At 66.3% G+C, this 22,571-nt stretch carries 19 protein-coding genes; 8 read left to right on the top strand and 11 right to left on the bottom strand.

Annotated features, from left to right (window positions below; translation table 11 throughout):
- The first annotated feature begins 34 nt into the window (after window positions 1-34).
- The 3 genes from DTO57_RS08910 to DTO57_RS08900 all read left to right on the top strand — a co-directional run bounded on the left by DTO57_RS08910 (window position 35) and on the right by DTO57_RS08900 (window position 4,549).
- Window positions 35-1,390, top strand: coding sequence for an MFS transporter (locus tag DTO57_RS08910; RefSeq protein WP_114117834.1), 1,356 nt, complete (start codon window positions 35-37; stop codon window positions 1,388-1,390).
- 81 nt (window positions 1,391-1,471) lie between these two features.
- Entirely contained in the window at window positions 1,472-3,346 is a 1,875-nt protein-coding gene (locus tag DTO57_RS08905) for an ABC transporter ATP-binding protein (protein WP_114117833.1), read from the top strand.
- A gap of 114 nt (window positions 3,347-3,460) precedes the next feature.
- On the top strand, window positions 3,461-4,549 hold the full coding sequence (locus DTO57_RS08900) for an LOG family protein (RefSeq protein WP_114117832.1): 1,089 nt from the start codon (window positions 3,461-3,463) through the stop codon (window positions 4,547-4,549).
- A gap of 9 nt (window positions 4,550-4,558) precedes the next feature.
- Here the strand turns inward: DTO57_RS08900 and DTO57_RS08895 are convergent, their stop codons facing one another.
- From DTO57_RS08895 to DTO57_RS08885, 3 genes are all read right to left on the bottom strand, one after another.
- The gene (locus DTO57_RS08895) at window positions 4,559-5,395 is read right to left on the bottom strand and encodes an aldo/keto reductase (protein WP_114117896.1); all 837 of its coding nucleotides are present in this window, start codon (window positions 5,393-5,395) and stop codon (window positions 4,559-4,561) included.
- 104 nt (window positions 5,396-5,499) lie between these two features.
- Entirely contained in the window at window positions 5,500-6,795 is a 1,296-nt protein-coding gene (locus tag DTO57_RS08890; RefSeq protein WP_114117831.1) for a hemolysin family protein, read from the bottom strand.
- A gap of 48 nt (window positions 6,796-6,843) precedes the next feature.
- On the bottom strand, window positions 6,844-7,830 hold the full coding sequence (locus DTO57_RS08885; RefSeq protein WP_114117895.1) for a TerC family protein: 987 nt from the start codon (window positions 7,828-7,830) through the stop codon (window positions 6,844-6,846).
- A 635-nt stretch (window positions 7,831-8,465) separates the two neighbouring features.
- Here DTO57_RS08885 and DTO57_RS14695 point away from each other — a divergent pair.
- The gene (locus DTO57_RS14695) at window positions 8,466-8,822 is read left to right on the top strand and encodes a hypothetical protein (RefSeq protein ID WP_229730641.1); all 357 of its coding nucleotides are present in this window, start codon (window positions 8,466-8,468) and stop codon (window positions 8,820-8,822) included.
- A 306-nt stretch (window positions 8,823-9,128) separates the two neighbouring features.
- Here the strand turns inward: DTO57_RS14695 and DTO57_RS08875 are convergent, their stop codons facing one another.
- Complete coding sequence (locus DTO57_RS08875; RefSeq protein WP_114117894.1) at window positions 9,129-9,872, bottom strand: alpha/beta fold hydrolase; 744 nt, start codon at window positions 9,870-9,872, stop codon at window positions 9,129-9,131.
- A gap of 104 nt (window positions 9,873-9,976) precedes the next feature.
- On the opposite strand from DTO57_RS08875, the gene DTO57_RS08870 reads away from it, so the two are divergent.
- Window positions 9,977-10,414 carry an AAA family ATPase gene (locus DTO57_RS08870; protein WP_114117829.1) on the top strand — a complete coding sequence of 146 codons (438 nt, stop codon included), beginning with the start codon at window positions 9,977-9,979 and terminating at the stop codon, window positions 10,412-10,414.
- A gap of 221 nt (window positions 10,415-10,635) precedes the next feature.
- The gene (locus DTO57_RS08865) at window positions 10,636-11,367 is read left to right on the top strand and encodes a formylglycine-generating enzyme family protein (protein WP_229730639.1); all 732 of its coding nucleotides are present in this window, start codon (window positions 10,636-10,638) and stop codon (window positions 11,365-11,367) included.
- 240 nt (window positions 11,368-11,607) lie between these two features.
- Here DTO57_RS08865 and DTO57_RS08860 read toward each other — a convergent pair whose 3' ends face one another.
- Both DTO57_RS08860 and DTO57_RS08855 read right to left on the bottom strand, forming a co-directional pair.
- Window positions 11,608-12,135, bottom strand: a complete 528-nt coding sequence (locus tag DTO57_RS08860) for a dihydrofolate reductase (RefSeq protein WP_082943283.1) — start codon at window positions 12,133-12,135, stop codon at window positions 11,608-11,610.
- Between the two features lie 239 nt (window positions 12,136-12,374).
- Window positions 12,375-13,511 carry an IS30 family transposase gene (locus DTO57_RS08855; protein ID WP_114117828.1) on the bottom strand — a complete coding sequence of 379 codons (1,137 nt, stop codon included), beginning with the start codon at window positions 13,509-13,511 and terminating at the stop codon, window positions 12,375-12,377.
- A gap of 440 nt (window positions 13,512-13,951) precedes the next feature.
- On the opposite strand from DTO57_RS08855, the gene DTO57_RS08850 reads away from it, so the two are divergent.
- On the top strand, window positions 13,952-14,383 hold the full coding sequence (locus DTO57_RS08850; protein WP_114117827.1) for a MarR family winged helix-turn-helix transcriptional regulator: 432 nt from the start codon (window positions 13,952-13,954) through the stop codon (window positions 14,381-14,383).
- 91 nt (window positions 14,384-14,474) lie between these two features.
- Here DTO57_RS08850 and DTO57_RS08845 read toward each other — a convergent pair whose 3' ends face one another.
- Both DTO57_RS08845 and DTO57_RS08840 read right to left on the bottom strand, forming a co-directional pair.
- Window positions 14,475-17,144, bottom strand: a complete 2,670-nt coding sequence (locus DTO57_RS08845; protein WP_114117826.1) for a phosphoenolpyruvate carboxylase — start codon at window positions 17,142-17,144, stop codon at window positions 14,475-14,477.
- Between the two features lie 45 nt (window positions 17,145-17,189).
- Window positions 17,190-18,221 carry a LacI family DNA-binding transcriptional regulator gene (locus DTO57_RS08840; RefSeq protein ID WP_114117825.1) on the bottom strand — a complete coding sequence of 344 codons (1,032 nt, stop codon included), beginning with the start codon at window positions 18,219-18,221 and terminating at the stop codon, window positions 17,190-17,192.
- Between the two features lie 122 nt (window positions 18,222-18,343).
- Between DTO57_RS08840 and DTO57_RS14565 the strand changes: the two genes are divergently transcribed.
- Complete coding sequence (locus tag DTO57_RS14565) at window positions 18,344-19,888, top strand: pectinesterase family protein (protein ID WP_222843245.1); 1,545 nt, start codon at window positions 18,344-18,346, stop codon at window positions 19,886-19,888.
- Between the two features lie 40 nt (window positions 19,889-19,928).
- On the opposite strand, the gene DTO57_RS08830 is transcribed toward DTO57_RS14565, so the two are convergent.
- Genes DTO57_RS08830 through DTO57_RS08820 form a run of 3 tightly spaced genes read right to left on the bottom strand, consistent with a single transcriptional unit; the run spans window position 19,929 to window position 22,568 of the window.
- On the bottom strand, window positions 19,929-20,711 hold the full coding sequence (locus DTO57_RS08830) for a sialate O-acetylesterase (RefSeq protein WP_162785718.1): 783 nt from the start codon (window positions 20,709-20,711) through the stop codon (window positions 19,929-19,931).
- Window positions 20,708-21,619, bottom strand: coding sequence for a carbohydrate ABC transporter permease (locus DTO57_RS08825; RefSeq protein ID WP_114117823.1), 912 nt, complete (start codon window positions 21,617-21,619; stop codon window positions 20,708-20,710). The genes DTO57_RS08830 and DTO57_RS08825 overlap by 4 nt, the downstream gene beginning before the upstream one ends.
- Entirely contained in the window at window positions 21,612-22,568 is a 957-nt protein-coding gene (locus tag DTO57_RS08820) for a carbohydrate ABC transporter permease (protein ID WP_114117822.1), read from the bottom strand. The genes DTO57_RS08825 and DTO57_RS08820 overlap by 8 nt, the downstream gene beginning before the upstream one ends.
- Between the last annotated feature and the right edge of the window lie 3 nt (window positions 22,569-22,571).

Genomic DNA, 22,571 nt, shown 5'->3' with positions numbered 1-22,571 from the left:
CGGTGTTTTTTTGATTCGGTTTTCAGGTTTTTTCATGTCTTCAGCTACGAGCACACAGCCGCTGAACTCACGCTCACGCGTGATCGCGGCGAGCCTGGTCGGCACCACCGTCGAGTTCTACGACTTCTACGTCTACGCGACGGCAGCGGTTCTGGTCTTCCCCACCCTCTTCTTCCCGAGCGCCAGCGAGACGGCCGGGCTCCTCGCGTCGTTCGCCGTCTTCGGTGCGGCGATGGTCGCGCGGCCCATCGGCGCCGCGGTATTCGGACACTTCGGCGACAAGATCGGCCGCAAGGCGACCCTCGTGGCGTCGCTTCTCACGATGGGTATCGCGACGTTCCTCATCGGCGTGCTCCCGACCTACGACATGATCGGCCTCGTCGCCCCGCTGCTCCTCCTGATCCTGCGCCTCGCGCAGGGCTTCGCCCTCGGCGGCGAGTGGTCGGGCGCCGCGCTCGTCGCGACCGAGAACGCCCCGGCCGGCAAGCGCGCCCTCTACGGCACGTTCCCGCAGCTCGGCGCCCCCATCGGTTTCATCATCGCGAACACGCTGTTCCTCGCGCTCAACGTCCTGCTCCCCTCGGGCGAGGGCGGCGCGAGCGACGCGTTCATGACGTGGGGCTGGCGCGTGCCGTTCCTGTTCTCGGCCGTCATGGTCATCGTGGGCCTCTGGGTGCGCCTGAAGCTCGTCGAGTCCGACGCGTTCAAGAAGGCGGAGAAGAAGGGCGAGATCAAGAAGGCCCCGCTCGGCTACGTGTTCAAGAAGTACTGGTGGCAGCTGATCCTCGGCACGTTCTTCATGCTGGCGACCTACGTGCTGTTCTACCTGATGACGAACTTCACGCTCACCTACGGCACCGCAGCCGCCGACGCCGCGACGCCGGGACTCGGCTTCAGCTACACGCACTTCGTGCTCATGCAGGTCTTCGGCGTGGTGTTCTTCGGCATCTTCACGCTCGTGTCGGGCCCGCTCGCCGACTCGATTGGCCGCCGCAAGCTACTCATCTGGGTCACCGCCGCGATCATCGTGCTCGGCCTCGTCTACACCGTCTTCCTGCTCCCCCGCGAGTCCGAGGCGTTCATGGGCGCGCTCGTCCAGGCGTTCCTCGTCTTCGGCTTCTCGCTCATGGGCATGACGTTCGGCCCGATGGGCGCCCTGCTGCCCGAGCTGTTCCCGACCTCGGTTCGCTACACCGGATCCGCGATCGCCTACAACGTCTCGTCGATCCTCGGTGCCGCCCTCGCCCCGATCATCGCGCTCGAGCTGTGGAAGGCCGCGGGCGGCAACCCGTGGCTCGTCGGCCTCTACATGTCGGGCGCCGGCGTGCTGACGCTCATCGCCCTTCTGCTCGGTAAAGAGACGAAGGACGTCGACCTCGACGCCAGCTAGTCTCACTAGTCGATCTGAGGGCCGGAGCAACCGCTCCGGCCCTCAGTCATTTCCTCACCAAACACGCGAGAATACCAAACGATGTCCGATACACGCCGCCGCTCCCCCTTCTCCCGTCCCCGCAAGGATGACGGGCCCCGCGCCACCTTCCGGCAGCTCCTGCCGTACCTCCTGGAGCATCGCGGCGTGATGATCGGCGTCGCCGTGCTCTCGGTCGTCGCGGCGGTCTTCACGCTCGTGCAGCCGCTGATGATCGGGCAGGTCATCGCGCGCGTCGAGTCGCAGGATCCCCTCGGCTGGCTCATCGTGCTGCTCGTCGTCTTCGTGCTGCTGCAGTCGGCGACGAGCGCCTACCAGCACTACCTGCTGCAGCGCGCCGGCACCGCCGTCGTGCTCTCGAGCCGCCGGCGGCTCATCCGGCGGATCCTGCACCTGCCCATTAGCGAGTTCGACGCCCGCCGCACGGGCGACCTCGTCAGCCGCGTCGGAACCGACACGACGCTGCTCTACGCCGTGCTCACGCAGGGCCTCGCCGACTCGGTCGGCAACCTGCTGATCTTCGTGGGCGCGCTCATCGCGATGCTCGTGATCGACCCGATCCTGCTTCTGACGATCGCCGTCGTGCTCGTCGCCGCGGTCGGCGCCGTGACGGCGTTCGCGGGCCGGATCCGCTCCGCGACCGCCGTGCAACAGACCCGCGTCGGCGAGCTCGCGAGCGGCATCGAGCGCGCCATCGGATCCATCCGCACCATCCGCGCGTCCGGCGCGACAGCGCGCGAGGAGGAGGCCGTCGCCGACAACGCCCAGGCCGCCTACCGCGCCGGCCTCGACGTCGCGAAGGCATCGGCCTTCGTCGTGCCCGTCGCAGGGCTCGCGATGAACGTCTCGCTACTCGTCGTGCTCGGCGTCGGCGGCCTGCGCGTCGCGACGGGTGCCGTCTCGGTCGCCTCGCTCGTGACGTTCGCGATGTTCCTCTTCCTCATGATCATGCCCCTCGGATCCGCCTTCGGCGCCCTCTCAAGCGTCGGCCAGGCGCTCGGCGCCCTCGGCCGGATCCAGGAGGTGCTCGACCTGCCGGAGGAGGACGCGAACGACACCGTCCGCACCGGATCCGCCGTCCCCGTCCTCGGATCCGGCGAGCCCGCGATCGCCTTCGAAGACGTGCGCTTCCGGTACCCGCAGAACGTCGTCGAGGCGCGGCGGGAGGCCGCCGCCGAAGTGCAGTCGTCGGCCGACGACGCGCACCTGGCATCGGATCTCGCGTCCGCGAGCGACGGCGACGTGCTCCGCGGTGTTAGTTTCGCCGTACCGGTCGGCTCGCGCATCGCGCTCGTCGGGCCGTCGGGCGCCGGAAAATCGACCATCCTGGCGCTCATCGAACGGTTCTATGACGCCACCGGCGGATCCATTCTGTTGCACGGCAACGACGTGCGCGACCTCCCGCGCGAGGCGCTTCGCGCGCAGTTCGGCTACGTCGAGCAGGATGCGCCGACGCTCGCCGGATCCCTCGCCGACAACCTGCGCCTCGCCTCGCCGAACGCGACCGACGCCGACTGCGAGCGCGCGCTGCGGGCGGTGAACCTCGGCCATGTGATTGACCGCGACCAGCGCGGCGTCGACACCCCGGTCGGCGAAGACGGCGTCATGCTCTCCGGAGGCGAGCGCCAGCGCCTCGCCATCGCGCGCGCACTGCTGTCGGCCCCGCCGATCCTGCTGCTCGACGAGTCGACGTCGTCGCTCGACGGCCTCAACGAACAGCGTATGCGCGAGGCGATCGACGCCGTCGCCCAGGGCCGCACCCTCATCGTCATCGCCCACCGCCTCTCGACCGTGATCGATAGCGACAAGATCGTGGTGCTCGAGAGCGGCCGCGTCGTCGGCGAGGGCACCCATGCAGAGCTCGTCGAGTCGACCCCGCTCTACCGCGAGCTCGCGGAGCACCAGCTACTGGTGTGAGGACCCCCAACTCATCAACTCTCCGACAAGTCTCACGTTGCCGTGGGCAGATTTGTCGGAGAGTTGATGAGGGGTGGGGGACGTGAGGAATTGCGGCCCCGATAGGCTCGCCTCATGAAGCGCACGCGAGGCCGCATCGTCACCATCGAGTCGGTGACCGAGCTGACAAGACGTCTCGACAGCGGCGTCGTTCGGCTGACGGGATGGCGGATCGTCGGGCTCGACCTGCGCCCCTTCTCCCGCCAGCTCGCGGCATGCGATACGTCGCGCACGACCTTCGCGGGCTGCACGATGAGCGCCGACGACGAGCAGCTCCACGCGATGCGTGGAGCACTGCTGCTGCCGAGTGTCGATGGCACGCCGATCGATCCGCATCGCGACCGGCTCTATCGACCCGACGAGCTGTTCGACACGGCCACATGGGCGACGTCGCTCGACGGCCGTGCGTATGCGTGGCGGCAGACGGCGACGGATCCGGATGCCGTTCTCGCCCGCGCGATGCACGACGAGGGCATCGACCAGGCACTCACCGAGTGGGTCGCGGGCCGGCAGATCGTCGGCGTCATGGGCGGGCACGACATGAGGCGCGGCGAGGATCGGTTCCGCGACGCGGCCATCCTTGGGCGCTCGCTCGGGCGCCACTTCACTGTCGCGACGGGCGGGGGTCCGGGTGCGATGGAGGCGGCAAATCTCGGCGCCGCCTTCGCGCGCGAGGACGGATCCGCGCTCGACGAGGCTCTCCGGATCCTCGCCGCCGCGCCCGGTTTCCGGCCGTCGGTTGACGAGTGGATCCGCGCGGCGCGGGACGCGCGCGACCTGCTCGCGGATCCCGTGCAGTCGCTCGGTGTGCCGACGTGGCACTACGGCCACGAGCCGCCAAACCTGTTTGCGACGACGATCGCAAAGTACTTCCGCAACGCGTTGCGCGAGTCTGTGTTGCTCGAGATCTGTAACCGCGGGATCGTCTTTCTGCCGGGTGCTGGCGGCACCGTGCAGGAGGTCTTCCAGGACGCGTGCGAGAACTACTACGCGGCTGACGAACGAGCCGTCGCGCCGATGGTGCTCGTGGGCCACGAGTATTGGACGCAGACGCTGCCCGCCTGGCCGCTACTTCGCGCGCTCGCGAAGGGCCGACCGATGGAAGCGCACGTTCACCTCGTCGAGAGCGTCGACGAGGTGGCTGAGGTCATCGGGGCGGCGTAGCGGTTCGCGCTACATCTCCTCGTGGGTGTTCGGGTCCGCGTCCCAGAGGCGACCGCGCTCGAGGGCCGACAGGCGCTCGATGTCGGCATCCGAGATCGCAAAGCCAAACACGTCGGCGTTCTCGAGCTGGCGGCCGGGATCGGCCGACTTCGGGATCGGCGTGGCCCCGAGCTGCACGTGCCAGCGCACGACAAGCTGCGTCGGCGTCACGCCATAGGCCTCGGCGAGCTCGCCGACGACAGGCTCGGCGAACAGCTCGCCGCGACGGGCGAGGGGGCTCCAGCTCTCGGTGCGGATCCCGTGTTCGGCGTGGAAGGCGCGCAACGGCGCCTGCGGGAAGAAGGGGTGGAGCTCGACCTGGTTGACAGCCGGCGCGACGCCGGTCTCGTCGATGAGTTCAGTCAGCATCGCCTCGGTGAAGTTCGAGACGCCGACCGAGCGCACGAGCCCCTCCTCGCGCAGCGCGAGCAGCGCGCGGTAGGTGTCGAGGTACTTGCCGACGCTCGGGTTCGGCCAGTGGATGAGGTGCAGGTCGATGCGGTCGAGCCCGAGCGTCTCGAGCGATTCGCGGGTCGAGGCGATGGCCTCGTCGTAGCCGTGGTGGCGCCCCGGGATCTTCGAGGTGACGATGATCTCGCCGCGGTCGATCGACGAGCGGCGCACGGCCTCGCCGACCTCGCGCTCGTTGCCGTAGTTGACGGCGGTATCAAGCACGCGGTATCCGTTGTCGAGGGCCGCCCCGATTGCGGCGATGCCCTCATCGTCATTCAGGTTGTACGTGCCGAAACCCACCTCGTCGAAGGGCTGCCCGTCGTTGAGAGTGATCTGCGGGATGGTGAGGCTCATCATCGTCCTTTCGGAAGGCTTAGTTCGTCCTTCGACTCTAAAGCCCCGGCGCACTTGCGCTCCCCACCTCGCGACATCAATGCTGTGAGGAGCGCTCCACGGCCTCACTCGTGACGCGCCTCCGAGACGGGCTCGTCGGATCCGGTTGTCGCGATCACACGCAGCCAAGCGACACGACGTCCCTCAATCGCCATCACTCGGATCATCGCGCCAGGCACCTGCACCGTGTCGCCAACGACGGCAAGGCGTCCCAGACGCTCGATCACGAGCCCCGCGATGGTGTCCGACGCGCCGCGCGGGAGCTCGAGGTTCGTCAGTTCCTCGACATCTTGCAGGTTCAGGCGGCCGTCGATCAGACCGTCCTCCGCGCTCGCGAGGCTGTCGGTGTCGTATTCGTCGAAGATCTCGCCGACAACCTCTTCCACGAGATCCTCGAGCGTGACGATGCCATCGGTGCCGCCGTACTCGTCCACCACAACGGCAATCTGGTCATTCTCGGCGCGCATACGAGTCAGGGTCGGCAAGACGCGCGCGGTCGATGGGAGATAGGGAAGCGCGCGCATCACCGAACTCAGTGGGCGCCCCGTGTCCCCCTGCTCGAACAGGTCGCGCACATGGACAAACCCGACGATGTCATCGATGGACGCCTCGAACACGGGGTACCGAGAGAAGGGGAGCGCTCGCACCGTCTCGATCGCTTCCGCGATCGACGACCCCACGGCCAGCCCGGTGATCTCCGGCCTCGGCCGCATGACCTCGCTGATCTGCCGCCCGCGCATCGAGAGCACGTCGTCGAGGATCCGTCTCTCGTCTTCCGGCAGCCCCTGGTGGCTCGAGACGATGTCGCGGATCTCTTCCTCGCTCATCTCGTCGGCCGTCTTGTTCGGATCCCCACCGAGCAAACGCACGAGCACGTTCGTACACACGGAGAGGAGCCAGATCACGGGCCGCATGATCGTCGCGAAGCCACCGAGAACGGGCGCGACCGCGTACGAGAACGACGCATTCCGCTGGATGGCGAGCCGCTTGGGCACGAGCTCGCCGAGCACGAGCGAGAGGAACGCAATAATCAGCGTCAAGACAACCGTCGATACGGTCCCCGCGAGCTGCTCGCCCATCCCCCACGACTCGAGCAGGGGCACGACAGACGGCGATATTGATGTTGCTCCGTACGCGGACGATGCGAAGCCCGCAACGGTCACACCGATCTGGACGGCGGAGAGGAAGGTGTTCGGGTTGCGCGCGAGCTCGGCGACCCGCTCACCGCGCCGCCCGCGGGCGGCGATCGCGGTGATCTGGCTCTCGCGAAGCGTCACGAGCGCCATCTCGGTGGCGGCGAAGACGCCGCCGATGAGCACAAAGATGACGACGAGCGCGATGTTCCAGAGCAGGTCGGTCATCGTGCGGCCGCCTGCCCGGGTCTATCGGGGTGAGACATGACGGGGCCCTCAGACGCTCTCGTCGACGCGCCGACGGTCGGCGCGGGTCTTGACGAGGCTCGCGATCGTCGCAACGGCGATGGTCGCGCCGATGAACGTCAGCGAGAACCAGATGGGGATCTCGGGGGCCCACTCGACGCCCTGGCCGCCGTTGATGAACGGCACCTCGTTGACGTGGAGCGCGTGCAGCACGAGCTTCACGCCGATGAAGGCGAGGATTACGGCGAGGCCCTGCGCGAGGTAGACGAGGCGCTCGAGCAGACCGCCGATGAGGAAGTACAGCTGTCGCAGACCCATCAGCGCGAACGCGTTGGCCACGAACACGATGTACGCCTCTTCCGTGAGGCCGTAGATGGCGGGGATGGAGTCGATCGCGAACACGAGGTCGATGAAGCCGATCGCGACGATCGTGAGCAGCATCGGCGTCACCCAGCGGCGCCCGTCCTTGCGGACGGTGAGCTTGTCTTCGTGGAACTCGTCGGTGACGGGCAGGATCCGGCGGACGAGGCGCATGAACGCGCTGTCTGCCGGGTTCGACTCGTGCCCGCCGCGCGCCTGGCGATACGCCAGGAACAGCAGGAACGCACCGAATACGTAGAAGATCCAGGAGAGGTTCGCGATGAGCGCGGCGCCCACTGCGATGAAGGCACCGCGCAGGATCAGCGCGATGACGATGCCGATCATCAGCACCTTCTGCTGATACGCGCGCGGCACCGCAAACCCCGTCATGATGATGAGGAATACGAAGAGGTTGTCGATCGACAGCGCCTTCTCGGTGAGGTAGCCGGCGAAGTACTCGCCGCCGAAGTCCCACCCGGATACGATGCCGAGCCCGACGCCGAACACGACCGCTAGGCCGATGTAGAAGGCCGACCAGCGCGCGGATTCGCCGATCGTCGGCTCGTGCGGCTTACGGACGTGTGCGAAGAATTCGTAGACGAAGAAAGCGATCGTGACGGCGATCGTGATGCCCCACGCGAGAGGGGTAACGTTCATGAAGGTCTCCTGAACCATGGCGTGCAAAACGTGACGTCAAGGTCTTCTCCATTCCCTGAAACGGGAACCGGTGACCCGGAGTGCGAATGCACTCGTAGTGACGAGCCGGCCGTATCGGAGTACTCCCCCTGCTGTCGCCCAGAATACACGACGCGACTTATGGGTCGGGCCGCGGGCGGCTCCTGCACCCGCCGATACTCCCGTGAGGTGAGCGACACAACAGAAGCATAGGTGACATTCTTACGCTGTCATCTTGCAAGGGGAGTACTCCCGACGCGACGTACCCGTCATCACGAGTCCACGGTCGGATTCCGGGTAGGTCGGCCCGTACGGGTGGAGGAGACCTTGACGTTCTGGCCGCGTGCCGCCCGTCGAGAGGTGTCTCCATGGTGTCGTTCTCCCGTCTCTTCGATCTCGCCTCAAGAGGTGCCGGGAAGGCATCGTCTTCGTCGCAGCGTCCTGCTCATGGTTCGAGCGGTAAGGATTGGCGCGACATGGTCCGCTCCGCAGCAGACGCTGTCACGGTTGATCGCCGCGCAGCCACCCCGTCGGCGGATGAATCGAGCCGTCCCCACGCGTCACCCGCGTCGACGGATCGGTACGCTCCTCCGGCGGCATCTCGCGTTTCATCCGAGATGTCGGGGCTGCTCGCCAAGGCCGGCAGGGGCGGACTCATCGCAACGGGCGTCGCAGGTGCGGGTGGTCTGCTCGCCGCTGTGGCTGGTGGGGCAATCATCAGCAGCGTCGCGGGCCCCTTGCTGGAGGCAGCCGGGCAGATGGGCGTCGACTTCGCAGGGCTCGCGGAAGGTGTGGATCTGGAGGCGATGGCGTCCGGTATCGACCTCGCTTCCCTCGCGGACAACTCCGGTGTTGGCGAATGGGCAGGCGGTGCCCAGGATGCCATCACGGGTGCGGGTGAGCAGATCAGCGGCTTCGGTGAAGGACTGTCGAATCTCGGCATCCCCGGATTCGGTGACCTCTTTGAGCGTTGACACGGTTCGTGTGGGTTCTCACCGATCCACAACGCACCGCGCTCGAGTCACTGATAGCCCAGGGGCACCACCGACAACAGCACTACCCCGAACACATCCAGATCTGACGTCGTAGAAGTTGACGTAGGCCATACCGTTCACGCGGTGGAGCGTTCTGCCCTGGCGTAGACGGTTCGTCATGTCTTGTTGGAGCGCACACAGGAGATCCGGGCGGGAGCGGTGGTTGGGCGCTGAAAAGGTTGCTACTCACATGCACCGCAAGCACGTTACGGCAGACCGCTTCAGCCGCGCCTTTGTCAACAGGCTCTAAATCGCATCGAGCCAGCCGATCACACGGTCATCGAACCAATCGGGGCGTTGCAACGGAATGCCGTGTCCGCATCCAGGGACAACAGAGAGCGTGCTGCTCGGAAGGGCCGCGTGGATGATGTGGGCCGAGTCGCGCATGAGACGGCGTTCACGCTCCCCGACCATGACAAGGGCTCGTCCGTGAAACTTCGACCATGCGGCTGGCAGCTCGAACCGTATGTTGGCTCCGACCGCGGCGAGGAGCGTCGTTTTCGTGATGTCAGAGCTGGTGCTGATGTAGTCCTCCATCAGATGAGGAGGGATGAAGAGCTCGCGGGCTTGCAGTTTTGCAAACCACCGTTGGCGGGCCAGGGGTGCGCTGACACCGAGCGCGGCGAGCGTGGCATTCGCAAACGGCATGGCCTTCGCCTGAGCGCTCACGACGATCGCTTGACTAACGAGGTCGGGGCGCGCTGAGGCCAGTTGGATGGCGAGCTGAGCTCCAAGTGAGAACCCGATGACGGTGACGGGCCGGTCGGGAACAGCGGTAGTTAACAACGTGGTGATCGCGGAAAGAGCGTGCGGGTGAGAGACGTACGGCTCAGCGGCCGACTTCCCGTGTCCCGGTAGGTCGGGAACAAGAACGGTGTAGTTCGATTCAAGCCGCTTCCGGAGGGAACCCCACATCCATCCGGCAACGCCACCACCGTGGAGGAGAAGCACGGGCGACGCGCCGTCAGGGCCAGATGACGTGAAGAACATGGTGCTCTCACCTTGCCAGAGGCCCGAGCGCACTTCGATCTCGGTGCCCTGCCGGAGACGATCGATCTCGGCGGGCTTGCTCTACTCGCGGATACAGTTTCAACATGGCCAGGATTCTCGTCACCGGAATGTCCGGCACAGGTAAGTCCACCGTGCTAGCCGAACTCGCAACGCGAGGCTGGCGCACGATCGACACCGACTACGACGATTGGACCGACGGTGATGGCGGCTTGTGGGATGAGGCTCGAATGCTAGACCTGCTGACGCAGGAACCGGATGTTGTGGTGTCAGGCACCAGCGAAAATCAGGGGCAGTTCTATGACCGCTTCGAACACGTGGTGTTGCTCAGTGCACCTGCCGATGTGTTGATTGATCGAGTACGTCGAAGGACGAACAACCCGTACGGGCGATCGGAAGAAGAACAGCAGCAGATCCGATCTCATGTGGTCGAGGTTGAGCCACTTCTCCGCCGCGGAGCAACGGCCGAGCTAGACGCCCGGCTCCCCGTCGAGAACCTCGCGGACGCGATCGAGAACTTGTGACGATTCGTGGTCGCGGCGGCGCGTCATCGCGACCGATCCGGCTTCTGGCCGGGACCGGACGCGATCGTATGGGTCTATACGGCACGTCGTTTAGGTCGGTCGACGCGATTTCGGTTCCCTCGATGCCGATAACGATGGCAGTCTCAACCGGTCAACGCATCACCAAACCTCGATGCGGAGACCATACCTTGTCCACTCGCGACCTTCGATACGCTCACCTTGTGCAGAGCCTTCCCGATGATCTGATCGCCCTCCCAGCCGGAAAGGTAACGCTTCACGATGCGCGACGCTCCGAGCATCGCACCGTGGCGCTGGAGGCGTTCTCTCTCGGCCGTACTCCCGTCACGGTCGACACCTGCGATCTGCCGCTCAGCGGGATCACGTGGAAGCAAGCCGTGAGTATCTGCAACGAGCTTTCCGAGGCGCATGGACTGTCGACGGCATATCGCATCTCAGGCGATGAGGTGCAGTGGAAGCTCGAGTCTGACGGCTTCCGCCTGCCCACAGAGGCCGAGTGGGAGTACGGGTGCCGCGCGGGCACGAAGGGTCCACACTACGGCCCGCTTTCCGGCGTCGCCTGGACCACTCTGGACGCGGGGGAGGGACCGCACCGCGTCGCCCTGAAGGAGCCCAACGCCTTCGGCCTGTACGACACTCTCGGCAACGTCTGGGAGTGGTGCTGGGACTACCTCGATCCCGCGCGCTATGGGAACTACCGGGTCTTTCGTGGCGGAAGCTGGGCTGACAAACCGTGGAGTGTCCGCGCGTCGGTCAGGCGAGGCAGCGCCCCGGATGCACTGCTGGAAGGCAGCGGGTTGCGACTCGCCCGAGGCGCCCTTCGCTCCGGTCGGGAAGTCCAGGGGTGGTCCGAAGCGAGAGATCGCGAACGAGCGGCAGTGTCTGGTCCTTTACCGCTCGGCTGGACGCCCTTGTCCCTGCCTGGTTCGCGCTAGGAAGATTTGGAATCCTGATACCGCCGTCGTTAACGACGCTCCGGGCCGTGCTGCTGAGGTATATCCAGTGCGACAGATGTGTCGCAAAAGTGCGCACTCGGGTCCTATTGGGAACCGTAAACGACGGTCCGGTAACTGTCCTGCTGTGGTGCCCCAGATTGGTACCTACCTCGCGACGGCGCGAGTGACTCCTTCCCGCGCATCAGTCCCTACTGCCACAACTAGAGCTACGGGATTAGCTCATTCTTTTCCAAAATCCCTGACATAGGTTTCGTGCCGAACCATCACGGTACCGTGCTTATGGTTGGAAGTGCGCTCTAGTCGATAGGTGGACGGGATGGGGTCGAGGAATGTGTCGCACCCATAGTGTCCTGGAATATTGCTTATTAGCAATGTATCCGGGAGGGCGGCAGCGAGTGCCTGGGAATAGATTTCCGCACCACCAAACACGAAGATCGACTCGACGTCTGACATCTCTCCGCACACCCTCAGTGCTTCATCGACGGAGGTGGCAACACCAACTGGCTCCCCAATGCTCCGAGAAGTAATTACGAGGCTGTGGCGGCCTGGGAGGGGGCGCCGATGAGGGGGTAGGGACTCATATGTCTTTCGCCCCATAATGAGCGCATTGATCATGTCCGGAGAAGATGTTCTAAGCGTGCGCTGCGCTGTGTATTTAGCCTCCCCTGGGATCTTCCAGGGCATTGAACCTCTTAGGCCGATGCCACGATCGTTATCGATCGCGGCGATCAGGATTACTGGCTTCATGTGACGAGCATACCGTCTGGTTCCCGTTCGTCTCCTTCAAATCCATCCTACTCGGGACCAGACGCTTCCAGAAGTGTGCGGTGCATGGGCGCTGGGAGCTTGCTCGCATGGTGTCGGAGGAGGAGTGGACGCCCGAGGTGATCGCGCAAGCAGAAGCGCATCGCGATTCCAACGTAATCTGATTCGGCAGCTGCAAGTTCACGCCGCTGAGAGGTCGATCGTCGACCGAGTCTCGGGTGTCAGGCGATGAGGACATCGCGGAGTCGGTCCTGGCTGGTGTCCCATCCGAGAACGTCGCGCGGGCGTGTGTTGATCTTCTCTGCGATCCGGTCGAGGTCGACCTGGGTGTACCGAGACAAGTCTGCTTGTTTTGGAAGGTACTGGCGCAGGAGCCGGTTAGTGTTCTCGTTCGAGCCCCGTTGCCAGGGTGAGCGGGGGTCGCAGAAGTAAACCTGGATGCCGAGCTCATGGGCGATTCGCTCGTGCTCGGACATCTCTCTTCCGCGGTCCCAGGTGAGCGACCGCAAGAGCCACGGCGGAAGATTCTGAAGGTTCCGGATCAGAGCGTCGCGTACGTCCGGGCCTTTGATCCCCGGTAGCTTCACTAAGCGAACTGCACGGGTGGAGCGCTCGACAAGCGTCGCTACGGCGCTGGGCCGGCGGCCCATCACGAGGTCACCTTCCCAGTGTCCGACCTCGTCACGTGTCTCAATGCGTGTCGGGCGATCATGGATCGAGACCATGTTCCGCAAGCGACCGCGTCCGTGTCCGGTGCGGCGCGACTGGCGCGACGTGCGGAGTCGACGGCCGGAGCGCAGGTGGACGCTCATCTCGGAGGGTAGGGCCGGGCAGGTGGCGGTGTAGAGGGTCCGATAGATCGCCTCGTGAGAGATCTGCATCGTCGGGTCGTCAGAGAAGTCCCGTCGTAGCCAGGCCGCGATTTGTTCCGGCGACCAGTCCTCATGCAGTTTCTGCTTCACGGCGGTGCGCAGCTCATCGTTCGCATCGAGCTTGCTGAGTTTGGGGCGTTGCGCGAGCTGCCAAGCGCGCTCATCTGCCTTGGCAGCCCTGTACTGGTCACGGCCGCCGTTCCGGGAGATCTCCCGCGAGATCGAGGAGTCTGACCGTCCGAGTCGAGCAGCGATCGTTCGAGCGGAATCACCGGCCGCGATTCCCCGGGAAATCTCCTCCCTCTGCGCCAGTGACAACCGCAGAGCAGCGCGACGGCGCGGTGCTGGGCGGATCCCACCAGAGTTTGCCAGGCGTCTCCGTACCGCTTCGCGGCTGCAGCGCACCGTTCTGGCAATCACGCGCATCGGCTCGCCCGCTCGCCATCTCTCCCACACGGCATCTTGCTCTTCCATGCTCAATGCCATCCCAACCGTCTCCTTCCGTCCAAGCGCATACTGCCATCACGGGTGATGCCTTGATCGGTTGAGACTGCCATCATTCATGGCCGGTGCTTCTTCCCGCCTGCGAAGCTGAACCGCCTCGTCCGCATCTCCGGATACAGAAGCGAAGCCCTGCGCGCGCCCACCCCGGCCGCGTGGCGCGGGCGGGCCCCGACCAGGGCGCGCAGGCCCGCGAATCCGAGCCCCCCTTATGCATTCCCGATGAATAACAGAAACATAACGGAACAGGCTTGCACCTCGTTACCTCGTCGTTATATGGTTCTTGCACGGTGATCGTTTTGCTGTGGCGGTCACCGGCATGTGATTGCAGGAACTCTTGGTGCAAGGGACAGGAGCCCGGTCGGGGCACACTCCGACCGGGCTCTTCCGCGTTTTCGAGACGGTATACGCATACACTTGAATGCATGTCTGATCGTCGTCTTGCCGTGGAGGCGTGGGAGAGCCTCTTTCGAGCGCAACACGAGATCTTCGAACGCTTCGCCAGTGACTTCACGCACGGCCCTCTCCACCAAGGCGAGTACGACGTGCTCCTCACTGTCACCCGCGCCCCCGAGCGCACGGCGCGGCTGCGCGACATCACGTCGAACCTCCTCATCAGCCAACCGAGCGTCTCGCGGCTCGTCGACCGCATGGTCGTGCGCGGGCTGGTGACGAAGTGTCCGGACCCGAACGACGGTCGCGGATCCCTCGTCACCGCAACCGAGATGGGTGCCCGCACGTTCCGCGAGGTCGCGCTCGCGCACGGCCGCCACATCGCCGAGCGCATGTCGGTGCTGTCGAACGACGAGCTCGACCAGCTCGTCGCGCTGACGCGGAAGCTCCGCGAGGGCCAGTAACGCCACGAGGGCCCCTGGGAATCCCAGGGGCCCTCGGCGCGCACGCAAGGCGTAACCGCGAAGCGTCAGCGCAAAGCGCAACCAGTATGCGTCAGCCCGTGTTCTGCAGACCGGCGGCGACGCCCGAGACGGCGAGCAGGAGCAGGCGCTGCACGTCGGGATCCACCGGGGTGTCCTTCGGGTTGTCACGCAAGGTACGCAGGGCGCGGAGCTGCAGGAGCGACAGCGCGTCAACGTAGGGGCTGCGCAGCTTGACGGCGCGCTGCAACACGGGCTTGTTCGAGATCAGCCCGTCGCCGCCCACGATCTTGACGACCCACTCGCGCGTAAGCGCGAGCTCGTCGGTGACGAGCGCGGCGAGGTCGTCGCGGTCGCCGAGGGCGAGGTACTCGCGGGCGATACGGTCGTCGGTCTTCGCGAGGCTCATGCCGACGTTGTCGATCATGGTGCGGAACAGCGGCCACTCGGCGTACGCCTTCTGCAGCTGGGCAAGGTCGCCGATGTCGGCAAGTGCCGTGCCGAGGCCATACCAACCGGCGAGGTTGATGCGGGCCTGCGTCCATGCGAACACCCACGGAATCGCGCGGAGGTCTTCGAGCGACTCGACCGACAGGCCGCGGCGCGCGGGTCGCGAGCCGAGAGCCAGCAGACCGATCTCTTCCATCGGCGTGACGGTCGCGAACCACGGCGCGAAGCCATCGGCCTTCACGAGCTCGAAGAAGCGGGCACGCGAGGTCGTTTCCATGCGCGCCGCGATGTCGGCGAAACGCTCGGCGGCACCGCGGTTGGTGTCCTCGTTCGAGGGCGCCGACGCGGTCAGGATCGCCGCGGCGACCTGGTCGATGTGGCGCTGAGCGATATCCGGGTCACCGTAGCGGGCGAAGATCACCTCACCCTGCTCCGTGAGCTTGAAGCGGCCGTCGACCGAGTGCGGCGGCTGCGCGAGGATCGCACTATTCGCCGGTCCGCCACCGCGTCCCAGGGCTCCGCCGCGACCGTGGAAGAGGGTCAGCTCGATGTGCTGCTCCTGCGCCCACTCGGCGATCTTCGCCTGCGCCTCGTAGAGCGCGAGGGTCGCGGCAACGGGGCCGACGTCCTTCGACGAGTCGGAGTAACCGAGCATGACCTCGAGCTTGCGTCCGGTAGCGGCGAGCCGCTCGGCGAACGCGGGGTGCTCGACGATCTCGGCGAGGATCCCGGGGGCCGCCTGCAGGTCATCGAACGTCTCGAAGAGCGGAACGACGTCGAGGACGGGCGGCGTGCCCTCCTCACCGACGGCGTAACGCGCGAGGCGATGCACGTTGGCAAGGTCATCGGCCGACTGCGTGAACGACACAACGTAGCGGCCTGCGGCGCGTGCGCCGAAGCGCTCCTGAAGGTGCGCGATCGAGCGGAACACGTCGAGCACCTCGACGGTCTGCTCGCTCTGCGGCTCACCGGCGTCGAGCTCGGCGAGGACCTTACGGTGTACCGCCGAGTGCTGGCGAACCTCGAGCTCTGCGAGGTGGAATCCGAAAGTCTTCACCTGCCAGATGAAGTCCTGCAGGGCGCCGTATGCGTGACGGGCGGCCCCCGCCTCGACCAGCGAGGTCTGCACGACCGCGAGGTCGTGGAGGAGTTCCTCCGGCGCGCTGTATGCGAGGTCGGCATTGCGCGTGCGCGTGGCCTCGATCTTGCGAGCGAGCATGAGCACGACGGCGCGGTGCAGCTCGTTCGGCGAGCGCTTCTCGATCTCGGCGGCAGCGTCTTCATCATTGCTGCGCAGGCGCGTCCAGAGCTGCTGGAGGGCGTCGCTCGGCGGGGTGGATTCGCGACCGAGAGTGAGGCCTCGGCCGACCTCGACGGCTGCGCCCTCGAGGCGCGTCAGGACGTGCTCGCTCGCGATGCCGGCGGCCTTGCGGGTGACCTTCGCGGTGACGAACGGGTTGCCGTCGCGGTCGCCGCCGACCCAGGTGCCAACGCGCACGAAGGGCTTCACGACCGGCTCTTCGAGGCCCGCGGTGCGGCGCTGAAGCGCGTCATCGATGTTGCGGTAGACCTCGGGAACCGAGGTGAAGAGCGTGTCGTCGAAGACCGCCATGATGTTGCGCACCTCGTCGACCGGGGTGGGCTTGTCGCGGCGGATCGGCGAGGTGCGCCACAGCGCATCAATCTCTTCGAGCATGTGGCGCTGGGTGCGGCGCTCTGCGGCACCGCCGCGAGGTCCGGCCGCGAGCTCGTCGACGAGGCCCGTCAGGCGACGGATGCTCGTCGAGATCGCGCGGCGGCGAGCCTCGGTCGGGTGCGCCGTGAAGACGGGGTGGAACACGAGGCCGTCGAGGCGGTCCTTCGCGTCGTCGACGCCAATCTCCTCGATCAACGCCGCGTATGCGCCCGCGACCGTGCCACGGGGGTCGCGCGACGGCACACCGTCGCGCTCGCGCAGGGTGCGCACACGCTGGCGTTCCTCGGCAAGATTCACGAGGTGGAAGTAGACGGTGAAGGCGCGGGCGACCTCGTCGGCGCGCTGAAGGTCGAACGAATCGACGATCTGGACGGCGCGGTCAAATGCGTCGGAGGCGGGGCTCGTATAGGCCTCGATCGTCGCGGCGCGCAGGCGCTCGACATCTTCGAACAGACCCTCGGATCCGCTCTCCATCAGGACGTGACCGAGCAACCGACCGAGCAAGCGCACGTCTGCGCGCATTGCGTCGGGGATCTCCTGCTCGGCCTCGAGACGGCCGACGACGTCGAGAACCTCGGTGGGAGTGGGGTTGTGCATGGTTCCACGGTAGTCCTCAGAGGCCCAATCACCGAACTCGAGACGTCAGATTTCGTCGCGTAAGGGTTTCGCCCCGGTACTCGCCCGCGCCTCGAGCTCCGGGGTGAAAACCGTTGCCTCGCGCCGAGCGATCCCCTCGATTTCCTGCTTGAGGTCGCGCCAGGCGCTCGCCCCAACTTCGCCAAGATCGACCGCCATGGTCGTGAGCGCGGGGCTCGAGTAGCGCGCGAACGGGATGTTGTCGAAGCCCGCGACGGAGATGTCATCGGGCACGCGCACGCCCTCCTCGGTCAGGCGACCGATGAGACCGAGCGCAACCAGGTCGTTGAACGCCATGACGGCCGTCGCGCCGAACTCCCGCACCGCCTCCCACGAGCGGTGCCCGTCGTCGAAGCCGCTGCCCGTGGGGATGTCGACGATCTCGACCTCGGGGTGCGCCGCGCGATACGTCTCGAGGCCGCGCTGCCGATCGTGGTTCGAGCGGGAGTGCTCGGGGCCCGAGAGGAACGCGATGCGGGTGTGCCCGAGCCCGCGCAGGTGATCCGCGAGGGTCTGGATCCCCGCCTCGTAATCGACGCGCGCGACCACCGCGTTCTCGCCCGTCGTGCGATTGATGACGGCCGCGGGGTGCACGCGCATGAGCAGCGCGAGCAGCTCGGGGCGGGTCATGCGCGGCGCGATCAGCACGAGCGCGTCGGTGCGATGGCGAATGTCGAGGGCGACGGCCGCCTCACCCTGCGTCTCCTCGAGGGTGTCGGCCACGAGCACGCGATACCCGTCGGCCGCGGCGGCACGGTGCACGCCGCGGAGCACGGCGTGATACATCGGGTTCGACAGATCGGGCACCACCACGCCGATCGTCTGGCTCGCGCCGAGCGACAGCGACCTCGCGGTCTGGCTGGGCACGTACCCGACCTCTTTGATGATGTCGCGCACGCGCTGCGCGATGTCTTCGTTCACGCTCGAGAAGCCGTTGATCACGCGCGAGACGGTCGCGTTCGAGACGCCGGCGAGCTCGGCGATGTCCGAAATCCGCATCGGCCGCACGGGGTTCTTCCGTATTCGCTTGTTTCCCATGCCTGTGCCTCCCGTGCAACTCGATCACATCGATTGCACCATGCCCCGCCGCCGATCTTCGGCGCGTCGACACGGATCGATGCATCATCATATAAGAAACCGATTACTTAGCTGGAGAACCCATGTCTCACACCCTCGAGGTCGGTAACGACGCCGACCTCCTGCCGTCGCTCACACTCGCGCTCGAAGACGAGGCGGCGACCGAGATCGTCCTCAACCCCGGCACGTACGTCGAGCACGTCGTGATCGCCCCGCGGCGAGCGCCCCTCGTCATCCGCTCGGCGACGGGAAACCCGGCCGACGTCGTGATCTCGTTCGGCCTGCGCCAGGGCGATCGCGACCGCACGGGCATGCCGTTCGTACAGGAGTGCGCGACGCTGACGATCGCCGCCGATAACGTCACGCTCCGCGACATCACGATCGAGAACACGTTCGATAAGCGCGTGGATCCGTCCCTCCCCGACCAGCAGGCGCTCGCGCTGCGCACGCTCGGTGACCGGATCCTCGTCGAGGGGTGCCACCTCCTCGGGCAGCAAGACACCGTGCTGCTCGACGCGCCGAGCTTCGCGGCGGTGCGCCGCGTGCACCTGCGCGATTGCCTCATCACGGGCGACGTCGACTTCGTGTACGGCCGGGCGACCGCGCTCATCGAGGGCGGCGAGATCCGCAGCGTCGCACCGGGCTACGTTGCGGCGCCGTCGACCGCGATAGAGAACGAGCGCGGCTTCCTCTTCTGGGGCGTGCGGCTCACGAGCGAGGCCCTCGAGCCCGGATCCGCACACCTCGGCCGCCCCTGGCACCCCGGCGGCAAGCCCGACGCGATCGGGCAGGCGATCTTCGCGCGCTGCGAGATCGGCGATCACATCTCGCCGGATCCGTGGACCGAGATGGGCGGGTTTGCGTGGGAGGACGCCCGGCTGGCCGAGTTCGAGAACACCGGCCCGGGCGCGCACGGCACCGGCCCGCAGCTCGATACCGCCCCGGATCCGGCCCGCTGGCTCGCGGATCCGGAACCCGCGGGCGCGGGCCGCGTCATCGTGATCTCGGATTCGACGGCGAGCCCGTACCCCGCCGAGCGCGCCCCGCGCGCCGGGTGGGCCGATCACCTGAGCGAGCTCACGGGCCGCGAGACGATCAACCGGGCGATCTCGGGCGCGAGCACGAAGAGCTTCATCGACGAAGGCTGGTGGGATCTCGCGCTCGCCGACCTGCGTGCGGGCGACGTCCTCGCAATCGGCTTCGGGCACAACGATCCGAAGCCGGATCATCGATTCGCGGATCCGTTCACGGCCCACCCCGCGAATCTGCGGCGGTTTATCGTCGCCGCGCGCTCGCGCGGCGCGACCCCCGTGCTCCTCACGCCGGTCGAGCGCCGCACCTTCGATGGCGGACGCCTGCGCTCATCCCACGGCGGCTACCCGCAGGCGGTGCGCGACGTGGCGCGTGCGGAGGGCGTCGCCCTCGTCGATCTCGGACGCGCGTCGGCGGCCCGCTGGCAGGAGCTCGGCGAAGAGAGTACAAAGGAGCTGTTCATGTGGGTCGAGCCGGGCGCCTACCCGTACTACCCCGACGGCGAGCGCGACGACACCCACTTCTCAGAAGTCGGCGCCCGCGTCGTCGCCGGAATGGTCGCCGAAGGCCTGCGCGACATCGGCGTCATCGACTAAAAGACGGAGGGGCGGACGCTCCATGCGTCCGCCCCACCCTTCACCCGACGAGCTCCCGATACGCCTCGAAATAGTTGATTCCGAGGAGCCGCTGCCCCTCCGCGGTCAGGTGCGTGGATCCGTCGTTGACGTGTCCAAGCGGGGGCGCGTCCGCGAAGCCCGTGTTCGGGATCCGCTCGGGGAGCCGGCGCAGGGCGTCGCAGACACCCTGGTGATCCGGGAACGCGCGCAGCCTGTCGCGCGGGAGCTGCCCGACGATGAAGGGCGCCCCCGCCGCGTCCGGGATCCGCCGGCGCAGCTCGGTCACGACGAGGTCGAGATCGGCGGCATACTCTCCCTCGCTCCGACCCCCGTCGCTCTCGCCCTGGTGCCACAGCACCGCGGCGATGCGGGGCTCGTTGATCACGGCGACGCGCGGATCGTCCGCCGCTTCGAGCACCTCCGAGATCTGCGCAAGAGCAATCTCAAAGAGGTTCGGCGCCCCCTCCTTCGTGAATCCCGGAAGCCACACGCCCGCATAACTGCCGTGCGAGCGCATGCCCGTGCCGCCCATGGTGATGGGCACGATCACGATGCGGTCGTCCGGTGGCAACATCTCGACGAGGCGGGAGGCGAACGGGCCCGCGGGCCCCATCCCCCCAGGCGGGTGCGCGCCGATCGGGGCGAGGGGCTCGCGTGCGGGCACGATCCGCCCCGCATCGGGCCCGGATCCGGGAAAGACGAGGATCCGCGGGTCGCGGGCGTCGCGACCGTCGGGTTCGTAATCGGTGTTGGATCCGTTGGCGTTCGACTGCCCGAGCAGAACGACGATGTGGGTCGTCACTTCATGCCCGTCGTCGCGATGCCGTTCACGAGGTACTTCTGCCCGATGAAGAAGAAAGCCACGACCGGCAGCAGCGAGACGACCGACATCGCGAACATCGGGCCCCACGAGCTGGATCCGGACGAGGACACGAATTCCTTGAGGGCGAGCGGCACCGTGAAGAGCTTCGGGTCCGTCAGGTACAGCAGCGGGCCGAAGAAGTCGCCCCAGCTCGAGATCGCGGTGAAGATGGCGACCGTCGCCATCGCAGGCACAGTCAGCGGCATGATCACGCTCCAGTAGGTGCGGAAGGCGCCAGCCCCGTCGATCTTCGCCGCATCCTGCAACTCCATCGGCAGGTTGCGCATGAACTGCACGAGCAGGAACACGAAGAACGCGTTGGTCGCAAAGAACGCCGGCACGGTCAGCGGCAGGTAGGTGTTGATCCAACCGAGCTGCGCGAAGATCACGTACTGCGGGATCAGTACCACCTGGCCCGGCAGGAGCATCGTCCCGAGCATCGCCGTGAAGAAGACTTTGCGACCGCGGAACCGTAGCCGGGCGAAGGCGTAAGCCGCCATCGAGCACGACAGCAGGTTTCCCACGACGTTGAAGAACGCGATGACGAGCGAGTTCCACAGGTACACGTGGAACGGCTGCGAGAGCGCGGTCCACCCCGTCGAGTAGTTGTCGACCTGCCAGATCGCGGGGATGAGGCCGGTGTCCGAGAAGACATCGGTGCTCGGCTTGAACGACGCCGAGATCATCCACAGCAGCGGGTAGAGCATGACGAGACCGAGACCGACGAGGATCACGTGGCGGGTGAAGCGGCTGCGCGGGGTTCCGGAGAGCTCCTCCTCGTATCCGCCGAGGCGCAGCTTCTGCGCGGCTCCGCGCAGGCCGGTGCGAATGAGCGAGGTGTCAGTCATCGTAAAAGACCCAATACTTGGAGACGAGGAAGTTCAGCGCGGTGAACGCCGCGATGACGACGAACATGATCCAGGCCATCGCCGAGGCGTAGCCCATATCGAAGCGCTGGAACCCCTGCTGGTAGAGGTAGAGGTTGTAGAACAGCGTCGAGTCGGCCGGTCCGCCCGAGCCACCGCTGAAGACGTAGCCCTGAGTGAAGACCTGTAGCGAACCGATGAGGCCGAGCACGAGGTTGAAGAACACGACGGGGCTCAGCAGCGGCGCCGTGATCGAGCGGAACTGGCGCCACGCGCCCGCGCCGTCGATCGACGCCGCCTCGTAGTAGCTGCGGGGGATCTGCCGGAGTCCGGCGAGGAAGATCACCATGGATCCACCGAAGCCCCAGATGCTGAGCGTGATGAGGGTGACCATCGACCAGTCGGGGTCGGTCACCCAGCCCGGGCCCTTGATACCGAAGACCGCGAGGGCCTTGTTGACGATGCCCTCGTATCCGAAGATCGCGCGCCACAGCATGACGACGGCGACGGATCCGCCGATGAGCGACGGCAGGTAGAACACCGAGCGGTAGATCGGCAGGCCGCGCACGCCGCGGTTCAGCAGCATCGCGACGCCGAGCGCCGCGATCAGGCCGAGCGGCACCGCGAACAGCGTGTAGAGCAGCGTGACCTGGGCCGACTTGACGATCTTCGGATCCTCGAACAGCCGGATAAAGTTCTCGAACCCGGTGAAATTCGGTACCTGCAGCAGGTTGTAGTCGGTGAACGCGAGATAGAGCGAGACACCGAACGGAATCACGGTGAAGAGCATGCCGATGAACCACGGCACGAGGAAGAGGTATCCGGCGATACCGTCGTCGTCGAGGCGCCGGCGCTTGCGGGTGCCCGTCACGGGCGGAACGGGTGCCGTCTCCTCGGCGGTCCGTTCGATGGCAGGAGCGACTGCGCTCATCGC

The organism is Microbacterium sorbitolivorans, assembly GCF_003327285.1.
Classification (GTDB): Bacteria; Actinomycetota; Actinomycetes; order Actinomycetales; family Microbacteriaceae; genus Microbacterium; species Microbacterium sorbitolivorans.
This window is presented reverse-complemented; position numbering and strand designations above follow the sequence as displayed.